Here is a 15,559-nt window from a genome sequence, read left to right as displayed (position 1 = left end):
CCGTCGTCGGTCCAGACGCCTCAGCCGCCGGATTCGGTTCCCCGCCGTTCCTCGCGAGGTTCCTCCCGGCCCTCCTCCGACGCGGCGGGACGCCCGGGCCGGCGGATCGCGCCGACGTTCCGGGGCAGCCGGCCGGCCTCGGCCAGGGCCTTGCGCAGCAGGAACTCGATCTGCGCGTTGGCGCTGCGCAGCTCCTCGGCGGCCCAGCGCGAGAGCGCGTCGTGGACCAGAGGGTCGAGCCGCAGCAGCACCTGCTTGCGCTGCCGCGGCCGTCCTTGGGGTGGCAGGTCGTCCGTCACTGGTACAGGGTGCCGGTGTTGAGGACGGGCTGTGCGGCCCGGTCCCCGCACAGCACCACCATCAGGTTGCTCACCATCGCCGCCTTCCGCTCCTCGTCCAGCTCCACGATGCCCTGCTCGTTGATGCGGGCCAGGGCCTGCTCGACCATGCCGACCGCACCCTCGACGATCATCTGCCGGGCGGCGACGACCGCGCCGGCCTGCTGCCGCTGGAGCATCGCGGAGGCGATCTCCGGAGCGTAGGCGAGGTGCGTGAACCGCGACTCGACGATCCGGACGCCCGCCGCCGCCACCCGGGCGTGCAGCTCGACGGCCAGCTTCTCGGTGATCTCCTCGGCGTTGCCGCGCAGCGACAGCGCCGCCTCGTCATGGGCGTCGTAGGGGTACTCGATGGCGATGTGCCGGACGGCCGCCTCGGTCTGGACGGAGACGAACTCCTGGAAGTCCTCCACCGCGAACCGTGCCTGCGCGGTGTCCTCGACCTGCCACACCACGACCGCCGCCAGCTCGATCGGGTTGCCGTAGGCGTCGTTGACCTTCATGACGGCGGTCTCGTGGTTGCGCACCCGGGTGGAGATCTTCTCCCGGCTGGTGAACGGGTTGACCCAGCGCAGGCCCTCGGTGCGGATGGTGCCGCGGTAGCGGCCGAAGAGCTGGACGACGCGGGTCTCGCCGGGGGCGATGGTGTTCAGCCCGCACATGGCGATGATCGCGCCGAGTCCGACGACCACCCCGCACGCGATGAGGCCGCCGGCCGCGCCCCCGTTCCCGTCCGCCCCGAGCCCGGCGCCCAGGATGACCAGCCCCACACCGGCCAGCAGTCCCAGCAGCCCCAGCAGCAGGGCGAGTCCGCCCCCGATGTCCCTGGCCGGGAACTCGCGGACGGGCGGCGGCGCGGGTGTGGTGGCCGGGATCGCGGCGGTGGTGTCGAGCGGTGCTTCGGGCATGGCTGTCCCCCTGAGTGGTGTCTAGCAATCTGATATCAGTTTATCGCCCTGTACGGTTTCCCGCATCGCGCCGCACCCGGGTTCCGTCCTCCGGGGTGCTATATGTCACGTGCGCCAAACCCTTGATCGATGGGCCTTTGGTCACACTTGCGGTGTTAGCTTCGTGAGCTGGTTGGGGGCGGACAGAGTGGAGCTACGGGAGAGATGGGTCGAGCCGAAGCACGACGGGCGCAGAAGGGCAGTGCCCGCAGCGCCAAGGGCAAAAAGCCCAAAAAGACCGGTATACGCCGCTTTTTCACCTGGAAGAAGCTGCTCGCCTACTTCTTCGGGCTGATAGCCCTGGGCGTGGGTGCCTTCGTTGCGCTGTACCTGTACGTGGACGTGCCGACCGACGGCAAGCACGCCGCGATGGCGCAGGCCACGGTGTACAAGATGCCCGACGGCAGGGTCATCAGGCGGGACGGCGAGTTCAACCGCGAGATGGTCGACTTCTCGAAGATCCCGAAGAACGTCCAGAACGCCGTCATCGCGGCGGAGAACAAGGACTTCTGGGACGACTCGGGCGTGGACCTGATGGGCACCACCCGCGGCATCCTCAAGACGGTCATGGGCGAGGGCAAGCAGGGTGGTTCGACGATCACCCAGCAGTACGTCAAGAACTACTACCTCGACCAGCGACAGACCGTCAGCCGTAAGGTCACCGAGCTCATCATCTCGCTGAAGCTCAAGAACAAGCTCTCCAAGGAGAAGATCCTCGAGGGCTATCTGAACACGAGCTACTTCGGCCGCAACTCCTATGGCATCCAGGCCGCTTCGCACGCCTACTTCAACAAGGACCTCGACAAACTCTCCGTCGAGGAGTCGGCCTACCTCGCCGCCCTGCTCCAGGCGCCGAGCCAGTACGACGTCGTCACGGGGACCGAGACGGGCAAGAAGCTCGCCAAGCAGCGCTGGAACTACGTCCTCGACAAGATGGTCGAGAAGAACTGGCTGGCGAAGGACAAGCGCCAGACGATGAAGTTCCCCGAGGTGAAGAAGCCGAAGGCGGTCACCGGACTCAAGGGCCAGGACGGGTACTTCTACAAGCTGGCCCAGGACCAGGCTTCGGAGATTCTCAAGAAGAAGAACATGGACATCGGTGCCGGTGGTTACACGATCACCCTGAGCATCGACCCCAAGAAGCAGAAGCAGCTGGAGAGCGCGGTCAAGACCGAGCTCTGGGACAAGCTGAGCCCCAAGACCCGCAAGGTCGACAACTACGTCCAGCCGGGCGCCGTCTCCGTGGATCCGAAAACCGGCAAGATCGTCGCCATGTACGGCGGCAAGGAGTGGGCCACGCACCAGATCTCCAACGCCACCCGTGAGGACTACCAGCCGGGCTCCACGTTCAAGCCGCTGATCTACGCCTCCGCCCTGGAGAACGGGTCGACGACCCAGGACGGCAAGCCGATCAACGCCAACACCATCTACAACGGCGACAACGAGCGCATGGTGGTCGGTCCCAACGGCCCGACGGGTTACCACCCGGAGAACGAGGACCAGCAGTCCTACGGACCGCAGACCGTCGAAGAGTCGATGATGAAGTCCGTCAACTCGGTCTTCGCGCAGATGGCCGTGGACGTCGGTCTGGAGAAGGTCAAGAAGACCGCGACGGACCTCGGCATGAACGGTGACGCCCGGGACTTCGGCGCCCACGCCTCCATGGCCCTCGGCGCGATGAGCCAGAGCCCGCTCCACATGGCCGCGGCCTACGCCTCGCTGGACGCGCACGGCAAGAAGGTCACGCCGACCATCATCAAGTCCATCAGCCGCAACGGCCAGAACATCGACCTGGACAGCGCGGTCGGCGGTGACGCGATCTCCCGGGGCGCCGCGGACGGTGTCACGGCGATCCTGAAGAGCGTGGTGCAGAAGGACGGTACGGGCAAGGTCGTCCGGAGCGACCGCTACCAGATCGCGGGCAAGACCGGTACCTCCGACGAGGACCGTTCGGCCTGGTTCGCGGCCTACACCCCGGACCTGGTCACCACGGTCGGCCTCTTCGGCGAGGAGGCCAACGGCAACCACGCCAAGCTCTACGGAGTCGGCGGCGAGGAGCGTACCAACGGCAGCGGCTTCCCGGCGAAGATCTGGGACGCCTACATGTCCGAGGCGCTCGGCGACAACCCGACCGCCGAGTTCGACCTCGACACCAAGAACGGCGCCGCCACCGCGGAAGCCCCGCCGCCGGCCACCACGGCTCCCCCCGTGACGACGGCCCCGACGACGCCCCCGCCCACCACGCGCGCGCCGTCCACCCCGCCGCCGACCAAGTCGACACCGAACAAGCCGTCGACACCGTCGGACAGGGAGACGAAGCACACGCCGCCGCCCAAGCCGCCGTCCAAGCCGCCGCACACCAACCGGCCCAGCCCGCCGGACACCGGTGGCCCCGGTGGCCCGGGTGGTCAGGGAGGCCCGGGTGGCGGTGACGACGGCGGGCTGAACCTGCCGTAGCCGCGCTCAGGACCCGACCTGACACGACAAGGGCCGTTCCCCTCTACCCGATGGTGAGGGGAACGGCCCTTCGTCGTGCCCGGAAACCGGAGGAGCCTCAGCCCCCGTTCACCCGCGCCGCGATGCGGTCCCCGGTCGCCTTGTCGATGTTGCGCCAGTACTGGAGCGCACGGCTCAGCACCGGCGCGCTCACCCCGTTCAGCAGGTGGCCGGAGACCGTGGCGACGAGGCGGTCGCGGGCCGCGTCGTCGAAGACCTGGCGGACGAGGGTGCCGGCCTGGCCCCAGTCGTCGTCCTCGCGGTGCAGCCGGTACGCCTCGCGGACCATGTCGCCCGAGGCGTGCCAGCCGGCGACGTCCCCGAACCGGGCGGTGTCGGCGGCCGGCCCGCCGTACGAGTTGGGGGCGTACGGGCGGGCCGTGCGCGACGGCTCGTAGCGCATCGGGCCGTCCTTCGCGTACGAGTTCACGCCGGAGCGCGGGCGGTTGGGCGGCAGCTGGGCGTAGTTGGGGCCGACGCGGTAGCGGTGGGCGTCGGGGTAGGAGAAGAGGCGGCCGAGCAGCATCTTGTCGGGGGACGGGCCGATCCCGGGGACCAGGTTGGACGGCTCGAAGGCGGCCTGCTCGACGTGGACGAAGAAATCGTCGGGGTTGCGGTCCAGGGTGAGGCGCCCCACCTCGATCAGCGGGTAGTCGCCGTGCGGCCACACCTTGGTGAGGTCGAAGGGGTTGAAGCGGTAGTCCGGGGCGTCGTCGAACGGCATCACCTGGACGTGCAGGGTCCACGAGGGGGCGTCCCCGCCGTCGATCGCCTGCCAGAGGTCGCGGCGGTGCCGGTCGGGGTCCTCGCCGGCCAGGTGGTCGGCCTCCTCCTGGGTGAGGCACTCGATGCCCTGGTCGCACGTGAAGTGGTACTTGACCCAGTGCTTCTCGCCGCCGCCGTTGACCCACAGGTACGTGTGCGAGCCGTAGCCGTTCATGTGCCGCCAGGTGCGGGGGACGCCGCGGTCGCCCATCAGCCAGGCGACCTGGTGGGCCGACTCGGGGGAGAGCGTCCAGAAGTCCCACTGCATGTCGTTGTCGCGCAGCCCGTTGTCGGGGCGGCGCTTCTGCGAGCGGATGAAGTCCTGGAACTTCTGCGGGTCGCGGACGAAGAAGACCGGCGTGTTGTTGCCGACCAGATCGTAATTGCCCTGTTCGGTGTAGAACTTGACCGCGAAGCCGCGCGGGTCGCGCCAGGTGTCCGGCGACCCCTGCTCGCCCGCCACCGTCGAGAACCGCACCAGTGTCTCGACCGTGGCCCCCGGCTGGAAGACGGCCGCCTTGGTGAACTGGCTGACGTCGTTGGTCACCCGGAACGTGCCGTAGGCGCCGCCGCCCTTGGCGTGGACCACCCGCTCGGGGACCCGCTCCCGGTTGAACTGGGCCATCTTCTCGATCAGATAGTGGTCCTGGAGAAGGATGGGGCCGGTGTCGCCGATGGTGAGCGAGTGTTCGTCGCTCTCCACGGGGATGCCGACGTTGTTCGTGGTGTACGGAGTATTCGCACCGTTCGTGTCCGGAGTACCGTGCGCCGATTCGGTCATGGAAGACGCCTCCCGCGACGGACGAGGTGAGGGCGGCGCCCTCGCCGCCCTCCGCACCGGGCAAGTCAACTCCGCCCGCGCCGGGTTCGGCAACACGGTCCCCGAACCCCGCCCGACCTTGGCCGGTTCCCTGCGGTCAGTGCCCCTGAGCGGACGGACCGGGCAGCCCCAGCTCGAACCACACCACCTTGCCCGTGCTCAGCCGGGTCGCACCCCACCGCCGGGCCAGCTTGTTCACCAGGTACAGCCCGCGTCCGCCCTCGTCCGACGGCCGGGCCTGCCGCAGCCGCGGCAGTTGCGGCACGTCGTCGCCGACCTCGCAGCGGAGGACGTCCGTCCGCAGCAGGCGCAGGGTGATCGGCCGCTCCGCGTACCGGACGGCGTTGGTGATCACCTCGCTGACCAGCAGCTCCACCGCGTCCGTGAGCTCGGTCAGGCCCCAGCGGTCCAGCGCCCGGCGGGCGAGCCGGCGGGCCTGGCGGGCGGTCTGCGGGCGCGGATCGAGGAACCAGTACGCGACGTCGCTGGGGGCTATGCCCTCGAAGCGGGCGGCGAGCAGGGCGATGTCGTCGTCCCGGTCGCCCGGGCCGAGCATGCCCAGCACCTCGTCGCACAGGGGCTCCAGCGGCGGCGGGTTGGGGCCGGTGAGGCGGGCGGTGTCGATGAGGCGCTCACGCAGCTGCTCTATGCCCGTCCACACGTCCCGGATCCGCGACTCGACGAGCCCGTCCGTGTAGAGGAGCAGCGTGGCCCCGGCGGGCGCGTCCAGCTCGACGGCCTCGAAGTCCACCCCGCCCACGCCGATCGGCGCGCCCGGCGGCACCCGGAGCACCTCCGCGCGGCCGCCGCGGTGCAGCATGATGGGCGGCGGGTGGCCCGCGTTGGCGATCACGATGCGGTGCGAGACCGGGTCGTAGACCGCGTAGAGGCAGGTCGCCATCCGGTCGGAACCCAGCCGCTGGGCCTGCTCGTCGAGGTGGTGCAGCACCTCCTGCGGCGGCAGGTCCAGGCCCGCCAGGGTCTGCGCGGTGGTGCGCAGCTGGCCCATGATCGCGGCGGACGTCATGGAGTGGCCCATCACGTCGCCGACGACCAGCGCGATGCGGTTGCCGGGCAGCGGGATCGCGTCGTACCAGTCGCCGCCCACCCGGGCGGTCTCCGCGGCCGGGAGGTAGCGGCTGGCGAGCCGGACACCGGTGGGCTGCGGGAGGGAGTCGGGGAGCATGGTGCGCTGGAGCTCGTCCGCGATGTACACCTCGCGGCCGTAGAGCACGGCCTTGTCCACGCCGAGCGCGGTGTGGGTGGCCAGCTGCGCGGCCACCAGCAGGTCGTCGCCCTCGAACGCCGCCCGGTCGGGGCGGCGGATGAAGACCGCGGCGCCGATCACCCGGCGGCGGCCGCGCAGCGGCGCGAGGATCGTCCGCCGCCGCTGCGGTACGTGCCGGTCCTCGCCCAGCAGTTCGGGCAGGGCCGCCCGCGCGGCCGAGGAGTCCCCGAAGACCGGCCGGACACCCCGCAGCACCTCCGCGAGCGGCCCGCCTATGCGCACCTCGCAGCGCTCGGCCGCCTCGTCGGCGAGCTCCAGGCCCAGGCCGGGGGAGTCGGCCGAGCCGGACCGGGTCCCCTCCGGCGACACGGGTGCCTCCGGCGGCCAGACGCTGTCCGTGCCCATGCCGCGCGCGTACTCGGGGAGCCGGTCGGTGCGGCGCAGCCGCAGCACGACGGGGCCGACGGGCCGCTCGTCGCCCACCGGCAGCGGGTCGCGCAGATAGACGAGGATGGCGTCGGCGAAGGTCGGCACGGTGGCCCGGCAGAGGCCGAGCACGATCTCGTCCAGGTCGATGCCGCGGGCGATCCTGCGGGTGGCGGCGCCGACGAAGCGCAGCCGCTCTCCGCTGCCGCCGGGGTGCTGCCCGGCCGCGGGGCCCGTGCCGCCGGGCGGTCCGGCCGCCTCGGAGGCGCTCACGACGGGCCGTACGGGCCGCGCCCCGCGCGGCAGCGGCAGCCCGTCGTCGGGCCGGTCGCCGGGAGCGTCGCCGGCGGCACCGCCGGGGCGGGGGCGTGGCGCTTCGGCCGAGGCGGGCGCCGGCGCGGGGGCCGGTGAGGGCGTCGGCACGGGGCTATGCCGGACTGCGGCATTCCGCTGTCCTCCGTGGGAGTCGGTCTGCTCCGTCACGCGTGGGGTTCCATCCGTCGGGGCGTCGAGCCCGGTCGCACAGGGCGCACCATGGTCAGGCGGCGCGTCGCAGATTGAGGAAGAGCTGGATCTCGGGCGGGACATCCGTGCTCAGCGGGGCGTAGGCCAGCGAGTTCTCCCCGACGATCTCGAACCCCGCCTCGCGGACGACCTCCCGCAACTCGTCGCGCAGGTAACCCGATACCCGAATCGTGTTACCGAGGAACGGTATCGCATAGTCGTCCACGTCCGCCTCCACCATCGAGAGAGCCATCAGCCCCCCGGGTCTCAGCAGCCCGTGCAGCATCCGCAGCGCGTGCGGTATCTCCGGGCGCGGCAGCATCAGCAGCGCGAAGAAGGCCGCGACGCCGTCGAAGGTCCCCAGCCGTCCGTCCCGCAGGTCGGCCAGGTCGGCCTGGTGGAACTCCGCGCCGGGGACGTGGGCGCGGGCCAGGTCGAGCATCCCGGCGGACAGGTCGACACCCACCACGTCGTGCCCCGCCTCCACCAGCTGCCGGGCCGTCGGGAGGCCGGTGCCGCAGCCGACGTCGAGGATCCGGGAGCCGGCCGGCAGCGACTCCGCGAGCCAGGCGCCGGACGCGAGCTGGCCCTCCTTGTGCGGGAACGCCTCGTCGTACCGGTCGCCGATGGCGTCGAACGCCTCGGCCTGCCCGCTGCGGTCCAGGCCCGCGGGGGCGTAGCCGTCGTAGGCCCGCCGGATGTGGTCACCGCTCACCGCTCCGCCCTTCCGCCTGCTGCCTGACTGGTGCCTGTCTAATGCCTGACTGACTGTCACTTTCCGTGTCGCGCCTGGTGCGTTGCCGGTCGGCGACGCGTAAGGGGGCGCGGAGGACGATCCTACGGTTGCCCCGCAGGGCGACGGCAAGCGCTTCACGCCCGCAGGTGCGCCGGAGTGCGCCCCCAGTCGTCCGGGAGCTCCGGCACCGGCCACGCGGGGTCGGGCCGCCAGTGCTCCCAGCCGGAGGCGAACGGGGCGCCCCACGCCTCGATCCGCTCGACCGCCGCGTGCCCGGCGGCCCGCACCTCCTCGGCCCGGGCGGCCGACATCAGGCCCACCCGCTGCGCCTGCGCGAACTCGTCCTCGTCCTTCCACTCCCAACTGCGGTCCGGGTAGACGGCGATGTCCAGGAAGTGGTCCTCGGAGTCGACCCCGCCGGCCCAGCGCGCGAGCGGTTCCTCAAGATTCACGTACCAGTTCCTGAACCTCCAGTCGAGGTCCCAGAAGAGCCAGACCGACCAGGGCTCGCCGGGCCGGGCCAGCTTGAGCACGCCCGTCCCGGACCAGGCGTCGACGCTGGTGGTACGCGGCTTGGTGTAACGGGTCGCCAGGGGCTCCTGGTACGGGGGTCTGCCGTCGGCGAGCACGGGCCGGACGCACGCCGTCCCCGGCGCCACCCAGACGGCGAGCAGGTCCGCGGTGTCCTGGACGACCGTCACCGGCCGGCAGATGTGCACCCGGTCCTCGGCGTTGGCGCGGTACCGCCAGAGGATCCGGTCGCCGGGCGCCCAGAAACCGCCCGCGGAGCCTGCCGTGGTCCTGGTGTCCGCTGTCTCCGCTGCCATGCGCAGATCTTAGGGGGCGGGGCCGGGCCCGTGCCGTGATGTGTACCGCACGGGCAACGGCCGTTCGGATCCCGCGTTACGGCCGCGTCATCCGCAGCACGTCCAGGGCCTCGTCGAGCTGCTCCATGGTCAGCAGGCCGCGCTCGACGTACCCCTCGTCGAGCACCACCTGACGGATCGTCTTCCGCTCCGCCAGCGACTTCTTGGCGACCTTCGCCGCCTCCTCGTACCCGATGTACCGGTTCAGCGGCGTGACCACCGAGGGGGACGACTCGGCGTACTCCCGCGCCCGCTCCACGTTCGCCGTGATCCCGTCGACCGTCCGGTCGGCCAGCAGCCGCGCCGCGTTGCCGAGCAGCCGCACCGACTCCAGCAGGTTCTTCGCCATTACCGGCAGCATCACGTTCAACTCGAAGTTGCCCGCGGCGCCCGCCGTCGCCACCGTCGCGTCGTTGCCGATCACCTGGGCGGCCACCATCAGCACGGCCTCCGGGATCACCGGGTTGACCTTGCCCGGCATGATCGAGGAGCCCGGCTGGAGGTCGGGAAGGCTGATCTCGGCCAGACCCGTGCGCGGCCCCGAGGACATCCAGCGCAGATCGTTGGCGATCTTCGTGAGGCCGACGGCGATCGTCCGCAGCTGGCCGCTGGTCTCCACCAACCCGTCGCGCGCGCCCTGCGCCTCGAAGTGGTCGCGGGCCTCGGTGAGCGGCAGCCCGGTGGCCCGGGCGACCTCCGCGATGACGGCGGCGGAGAAGCCCGCCGGGGTGTTGATGCCGGTGCCCACCGCCGTGCCGCCCAGCGGGAGTTCGGCCAGCCGCGGCAGCGAGGAGCGCAGCCGCTCGACGCCGTACCGGACCTGCGCCGCGTACCCGCCGAACTCCTGGCCGAGCGTCACCGGCGTGGCGTCCATCAGGTGCGTCCGGCCCGACTTGACGACCTCGGCGAACTCCTCGGCCTTGCGCTCCAGCGCCGCCGCCAGGTGCTCCAGCGCCGGGATCAGCTCACGGGTGACGGCGGCCGTGGCGGCGATGTGGATCGAGGACGGGAAGACGTCGTTGGACGACTGGCTGGCGTTGACGTGGTCGTTGGGGTGCACGTCCCGGCCCAGGCGCTCGCTGGCGAGGGTGGCGACGACCTCGTTGGTGTTCATGTTGGAGGAGGTGCCGGATCCGGTCTGGAAGACGTCGACCGGGAAGTGCTCGTCCCAGCGCCCCTCGGCGACCTCGGCCGCGGCGGCGGCGATGGCCTCCGCCACCTCCTTGTCGACCACGCCCAGCTCGGCGTTGACCTTGGCGGCGGCCGCCTTGATCCGGGCTAGCGCCTCGATGTGCGCCCGCTCCAGCCGCTGCCCGCTGACCGGGAAGTTCTCCACGGCCCGCTGGGTCTGCGCCCGCCACTTGGCCTGGGCGGGGACGCGCACCTCACCCATCGAGTCGTGCTCGATCCGGTACTGATCGCTCTCGGTCATCGTCACTTACCTCCTGTGGAGTACAGCGTTTGGCCGGTTCACCGTGTTCCCGAACACCACTACCAGCCAGTAAATACCGCGAGTAACAACAGGAATCGGGGAGGCTCCATGACACGCAGACCCACCCTGCGCTGTTCTCTCGCGGCCGTCGCGGCTTTCGCAGCCGCGTTCGGCGGCATGACCGGAACCATGGCCACCGGTAGTACCGCCCACGCCGCCACCGCCGTCACGGCCACCACTCCGCTCTCACCCGAGCTGGAGAAGATCCGGGCCGCCGAGGCCGTCAAGCTCTACGGCGACGCCGCCGAACGCCCGCTCGCCGAACGCAAGACCTCCCTGCTGTCCCTGGGTGACAGCGAGATATCCGGCGAGGGCGTCGGCACCTACGAACCCGGCACCAGCGGCCCGGACAACTGGTGCCACCGCTCGCCCGAGGCCGCCATCCACCGCACCACGATCCCCGCCGACGTCACCTACAACGTCGCCTGCTCCGGCGCCACCACCGCCAACATCCGCATCGGCGGCACCAAGCAGTACGCGGACGAGCTGGTCCAGAGCGACAACCTCGCCGTCAAGGCGCGCAACACCCGCGTCAAGATGGTCCTGCTCGTCGCCGGCGCCAACGACGACCTCCAGTTCGGCCCGGTCATGACCGACTGCGTCACCCGCTACCTCACCCTCCAGGGCACCTGCGAGCCGAAGTACGACCCCGGCTGGCAGGCCCGCGTCGACGGCCTCGTCCCCAAGGTCGAGCAGACCGTCCGCGACCTGCGCACCGTGATGCGCGACGCCGGCTACGCCGACGGCGACTACAAACTCGTCGTCATGGGCTACCCGAGCCCCATCGGCCCCGACATCGAGGACAACCCCAACTACCCCGGCAAACTCCCGGGCGGCTGCGTCGGCTACACCTCGGACGCCGCCTGGGGCCGCAACACCGCCGTCCCCGCCTTCGAACGTGGCATGCGCCGGGCCGCCCGCGAGAGCGGCGCCTTCTTCCTGGACAACTCGCGCCTCTTCCACGGCCACGAGGTCTGCATGGACGACGCCTGGGCCCGCGGACTGTACATCGACCTCTCCAACCCCGTCCCGCCGGACTCCAACTCCGTCCGCCAGTCCTTCCACCCCAACATCCGCGGCCACGCCGCCTTCGCCGCCTGCCTGAGCGCGTTCTACGCCGCCGACCGCCGCGAGGCGGGCTGCGCCGACCCGGCGAGCACCGGGAAGCCCGAGCTGTACGGCGGCGCCTGGGACGACGCGTACCGGCCGCTGCGCAACGACGCGACCGGCACCTGCGTGGACGCCTACGGCGCTTCGTCGCGCAACGGGACGGCCGTCGGCGGCTGGGACTGCACCGGGAACCGCAATCAGCAGTGGTGGTACGACGCGGGGCGCGGGTCGTTGCGGACCGCCCTCTCCCACGACCGGTGCGTCGACGTCCCGGGCGGCACGTACGCGGCCGGCACCGCCGTCGCCCTGTGGAACTGCCACGGCGGCGACAACCAGCGCTTCACGCGTTCCGGAGGAACGTTCCGCCCGGCGGCGGCACCGGACCTGTGCCTGACGCTCGCGTCGGCGAAGGACCCGGTGCGGCTGCAGCGGTGCGACGGGTCGCGGAGCCAGAGCTTCGCCTGACGGCGGGGGTGAGCCCCGGTCCCGCCCTTTCGCCGCTTCCTGGGGCTGCGCCCCAGACCCCCTTTTTCGCGGCTCCGCCGCTCGTCCTCAAACGCCGGACGGGCTGAATAGTCAGCCTGTCCGGCGTTTGAGGACAACCGCGCGGAGCGCGGTTTGGGGGTCCGGGGGCTTGCCCCCGGGAATCGGCGAAGTGGGGGTCCCCCCTCTGGGGGAGGGACCGGGGCGAACCCACCTACAGCCCAGGCCCCCGCACCGGGATCGAGGTAAACGTCGGAGACGCCGGCGCCGGATCCTGGAAGAAGTCATTCCCCTTGTCGTCGACGACGATGAACGCCGGGAAGTCCTCCACCTCGATCCTCCACACCGCCTCCATCCCGAGCTCCTCGTACTCGACGACCTCGACCTTCTTGATGCAGTCCTGGGCGAGCCGGGCCGCCGGCCCGCCGATCGACCCGAGGTAGAACCCACCGTGCGCGGCGCACGCCTCCGTGACCTGCTTCGACCGGTTCCCCTTGGCGAGCATCACCTTCGACCCGCCCGCCGCCTGGAACTGCTCGACGTACGAGTCCATCCGTCCGGCCGTGGTCGGCCCGAAGGAGCCCGAGGCATAGCCCTCGGGGGTCTTGGCCGGGCCCGCGTAGTAGACCGGGTGATCGCGCAGGTACTGCGGCATCTCCTCGCCCGCGTCCAGCCGCTCCTTGATCTTCGCGTGCGCGATGTCCCGCGCCACGACCAGCGGCCCGTTCAGCGACAGCCGCGTCTTGACCGGGTACTTCGTCAGCTCGGCGAGGATCTCGTCCATGGGCCGGTTGAGGTCGACGCGCACGACGTCGCCCTCCTCGGCGAGCTGCTCGTCCGTGGTGTCCGGCAGGAACCGCGCCGGGTCCGTCTCCAGCTGCTCCAGGAAGACGCCCTCGGCGGTGATCTTCGCGACGGCCTGCCGGTCGGCCGAGCAGGACACGGCGATGGCCACCGGGCAGGACGCGCCGTGCCGCGGCAGCCGCACCACGCGCACGTCGTGGCAGAAGTACTTGCCGCCGAACTGCGCGCCGATGCCGATCTTCTGCGTCAGCTCGAAGACCTTCTCCTCCAGCTCCTTGTCCCGGAAGCCGTGGCCGAGCGGGGAGCCCTCCTCGGGCAGCTCGTCGAGGTAGTGCGCGGACGCGTACTTGGCGGTCTTCAGCGCGTACTCGGCGCTGGTGCCGCCCACGACGATCGCGAGGTGGTACGGCGGGCACGCGGCCGTGCCCAGCGAACGGATCTTCTCCTCCAGGAACTTCATCATGCTCGCCTCGTTGAGCACGGCCTTCGTCTCCTGGTAGAGGAAGGACTTGTTGGCCGAGCCGCCGCCCTTGGCCATGAAGAGGAACTTGTAGGCGCCGCCGTCCGTCGCGTACAGCTCGATCTGCGCCGGGAGGTTGGAGCCGGTGTTCTTCTCCTCCCACATGGTGAGCGGCGCCATCTGCGAGTAGCGCAGGTTGAGCTTGGTGTAGGCGTCGAAGATGCCGAGGGAGAGCGCCTCCTCGTCACCGCCCTCGGTGAGGACGTTCTGGCCGCGCTTGCCCATGACGATCGCCGTGCCGGTGTCCTGGCACATCGGGAGCACGCCCGCGGCGGCGATGTTGGCGTTCTTCAGCAGGTCCAGGGCGACGAACTTGTCGTTGGACGACGCCTCGGGGTCGTCGACGATCTTCCGCAGCTGGGCGAGGTGCGCGGGGCGCAGGTAGTGCTGGATGTCGTGGATCGCCTCTTCCGCGAGCCGGCGCAGCGCCGTGGGCTCCACCTTGAGGAACGTGCGTCCGTCCGCCTCGAACGTGGACACGCCCTCGGAGGTGATCAGTCGGTACGGCGTCTCGTCCTCGCCCAGGGGCAGCAGATCCGTGTAGGCGAACCCTGGGGGGACTGACCGGTCAGACATCGCGGCGATTCCTCACTCACTCTGCGGGTTGGGAGTGCCGGACGGGTCCGGGGGGACCGTCGGCGTCTCTCAGGGTAGGCCGCCGGGCGGGCGGCGGGCCGGTGAGGTTGCCCTCACAACAGCGGCCCGGGCGTCTCCGCACCCGCGCCCCTGTCGCGATCTATCGCGAGTCGCTAGGCTGGTGTCCGTGGACGAGTCATCGCTGGAGAAGCGCCGAGTGCCCCTGACCAAGACCCCCGCCGCGGCACCGGTCGCGCCCGCCGCGCCCGCCGGGCCGGCCCTGCGCGCGTCCGACGCGGACCGCGACCGGACGGCGGACATCCTGCGCGAGGCGCTGGCCGAGGGCCGGCTCACCCCGGACGAGCACGCCGACCGCGTCGACGCCGTCTACCGGGCCCGTACGGTCGGCGAGCTGGAGCCGCTGGTCCGGGACCTGCCGGCCGGCGCCGCCCGGCCCGCCGCCGCCCACCGCCCGTACCCGGGACCCCACGCACCGGCCGCCCCCGCGGAGAACCTGATAGCCGTCTTCGGCGGCGCCGGCCGCCGGGGCCGCTGGCGCGCGGGCGCCAGGCTGAACGCGTTCGCGCTGTTCGGCGGCGTGGAGATCGACCTCACCGAGGCGCTCTTCGAGCAGCGCACGGTGGTCATCAGCAGCTGGGCCCTCTTCGGCGGCGTCGACATCAAGGTCCCGGAGAACGTCTCGCTGCGCTGCACCGGCACGGGCGTCTTCGGCGGCTTCGACGTCGACGGGTACGAGTCGCCCGACGAGGGCGCCCCCGTGGTCGTGGTGACCGGCTGGGCGCTGTTCGGCGGAGTCGTGGCCAAGGCCCGTCGGGGCAAGCGGGTCAAGGACCTCCGCGCGGCCGGCTGACCGCCCCGCGCCCGGCGGGGAGGGGGCGGGGGTGACGGACGGGATTCCGGTCATGGCAACGGTGTGAATAAGCACGCGCACAGCGGGTAAAGCTTGGTGCATCGTCTCTCGTACGGCTGCGGGTGCGACTGTCGGACAGGGGCCGTGCAGGGTGAGACGGGCAAGGGTGACTCAACCGGCCGAGCAAAGCCGTCGTCAGGAGTGGACCGTGCTGCTACCGCATCAGCCCCTGCAGGAAGCCGCCGTACCGTCGCCGCGGATGTCCGCGCGGGATCAGGCCGGCCCCTGGCATTCGGAGGCGGTGTGCCGCCGGGATGAAGCCGGTCTGTTCTTCGCACCGTCGAAGGAGCCCACGGCGGCACGTCTGTCCCGCGAGGAGGCCGCCAAACGCGTCTGCGCGCGCTGCCCCGTGATGGTCGAGTGCCGGGAGCACGCACTGCTCCAGCCCGAGCCGTACGGCGTGTGGGGCGGCCTCACCGCCGCCGAGCGCCGCGTCGTGCTCGCCCGCCGGCGGCGCCGGGACGCGGAGCTCCAGCGCTCCACCCGGGTGGCCGCGGCGGGATAGCGGACGCCCCGG

12 protein-coding genes are annotated in these 15,559 nt (G+C 71.3%); 4 read left to right on the top strand and 8 right to left on the bottom strand.

Annotation, left to right across the window (positions count from 1 at the left end; translation table 11 throughout):
- Positions 1-20: 20 nt before the first annotated feature.
- Both K7I03_RS11650 and K7I03_RS11645 read right to left on the bottom strand, forming a co-directional pair.
- Positions 21-299 (bottom strand): hypothetical protein, encoded by a 279-nt coding sequence (locus K7I03_RS11650; RefSeq protein ID WP_185941812.1) that lies wholly within the window; start codon positions 297-299, stop codon positions 21-23.
- Positions 296-1,246, bottom strand: coding sequence for an SPFH domain-containing protein (locus K7I03_RS11645; protein WP_185941811.1), 951 nt, complete (start codon positions 1,244-1,246; stop codon positions 296-298). The genes K7I03_RS11650 and K7I03_RS11645 overlap by 4 nt, the downstream gene beginning before the upstream one ends.
- Positions 1,247-1,450: 204 nt before the next feature.
- Between K7I03_RS11645 and K7I03_RS11640 the strand changes: the two genes are divergently transcribed.
- Positions 1,451-3,742 carry a transglycosylase domain-containing protein gene (locus tag K7I03_RS11640; RefSeq protein WP_185941810.1) on the top strand — a complete coding sequence of 764 codons (2,292 nt, stop codon included), beginning with the start codon at positions 1,451-1,453 and terminating at the stop codon, positions 3,740-3,742.
- A gap of 97 nt (positions 3,743-3,839) precedes the next feature.
- Here the strand turns inward: K7I03_RS11640 and K7I03_RS11635 are convergent, their stop codons facing one another.
- The 5 genes from K7I03_RS11635 to K7I03_RS11615 all read right to left on the bottom strand — a co-directional run bounded on the left by K7I03_RS11635 (position 3,840) and on the right by K7I03_RS11615 (position 10,558).
- A complete protein-coding gene (locus tag K7I03_RS11635) occupies positions 3,840-5,327 on the bottom strand; it encodes a catalase (protein ID WP_185941809.1) in 1,488 nt (495 codons plus the stop codon).
- 136 nt (positions 5,328-5,463) lie between these two features.
- A complete protein-coding gene (locus tag K7I03_RS11630; protein ID WP_185941808.1) occupies positions 5,464-7,443 on the bottom strand; it encodes a SpoIIE family protein phosphatase in 1,980 nt (659 codons plus the stop codon).
- Between the two features lie 115 nt (positions 7,444-7,558).
- A complete protein-coding gene (locus K7I03_RS11625) occupies positions 7,559-8,239 on the bottom strand; it encodes a class I SAM-dependent methyltransferase (RefSeq protein WP_185941807.1) in 681 nt (226 codons plus the stop codon).
- A 155-nt stretch (positions 8,240-8,394) separates the two neighbouring features.
- Entirely contained in the window at positions 8,395-9,087 is a 693-nt protein-coding gene (fomD, locus tag K7I03_RS11620; protein ID WP_185941806.1) for a cytidylyl-2-hydroxypropylphosphonate hydrolase, read from the bottom strand.
- A gap of 76 nt (positions 9,088-9,163) precedes the next feature.
- On the bottom strand, positions 9,164-10,558 hold the full coding sequence (locus K7I03_RS11615; protein WP_185941805.1) for a class II fumarate hydratase: 1,395 nt from the start codon (positions 10,556-10,558) through the stop codon (positions 9,164-9,166).
- Positions 10,559-10,666: 108 nt separating this feature from the next.
- Here K7I03_RS11615 and K7I03_RS11610 point away from each other — a divergent pair, with 108 nt between their 5' ends.
- Positions 10,667-12,193: a ricin-type beta-trefoil lectin domain protein gene (locus K7I03_RS11610; RefSeq protein WP_185941804.1), complete on the top strand. Its 1,527-nt coding sequence runs from the start codon at positions 10,667-10,669 to the stop codon at positions 12,191-12,193.
- 232 nt (positions 12,194-12,425) lie between these two features.
- Here K7I03_RS11610 and K7I03_RS11605 read toward each other — a convergent pair whose 3' ends face one another.
- Positions 12,426-14,111, bottom strand: coding sequence for a fumarate hydratase (locus K7I03_RS11605; protein ID WP_185941803.1), 1,686 nt, complete (start codon positions 14,109-14,111; stop codon positions 12,426-12,428).
- A 217-nt stretch (positions 14,112-14,328) separates the two neighbouring features.
- Here K7I03_RS11605 and K7I03_RS11600 point away from each other — a divergent pair, with 217 nt between their 5' ends.
- Entirely contained in the window at positions 14,329-14,982 is a 654-nt protein-coding gene (locus K7I03_RS11600) for a DUF1707 SHOCT-like domain-containing protein (RefSeq protein WP_185941880.1), read from the top strand.
- Between the two features lie 259 nt (positions 14,983-15,241).
- The gene (locus tag K7I03_RS11595; protein WP_004941922.1) at positions 15,242-15,547 is read left to right on the top strand and encodes a WhiB family transcriptional regulator; all 306 of its coding nucleotides are present in this window, start codon (positions 15,242-15,244) and stop codon (positions 15,545-15,547) included.
- The last annotated feature ends 12 nt before the right edge of the window (positions 15,548-15,559 follow it).

The organism is Streptomyces mobaraensis, from assembly GCF_020099395.1.
Taxonomy (GTDB): domain Bacteria; phylum Actinomycetota; class Actinomycetes; order Streptomycetales; family Streptomycetaceae; genus Streptomyces.
The sequence above is the reverse complement of the archived record's forward strand: the minus strand, read 5'-3'. Positions and strand labels throughout refer to the sequence as shown.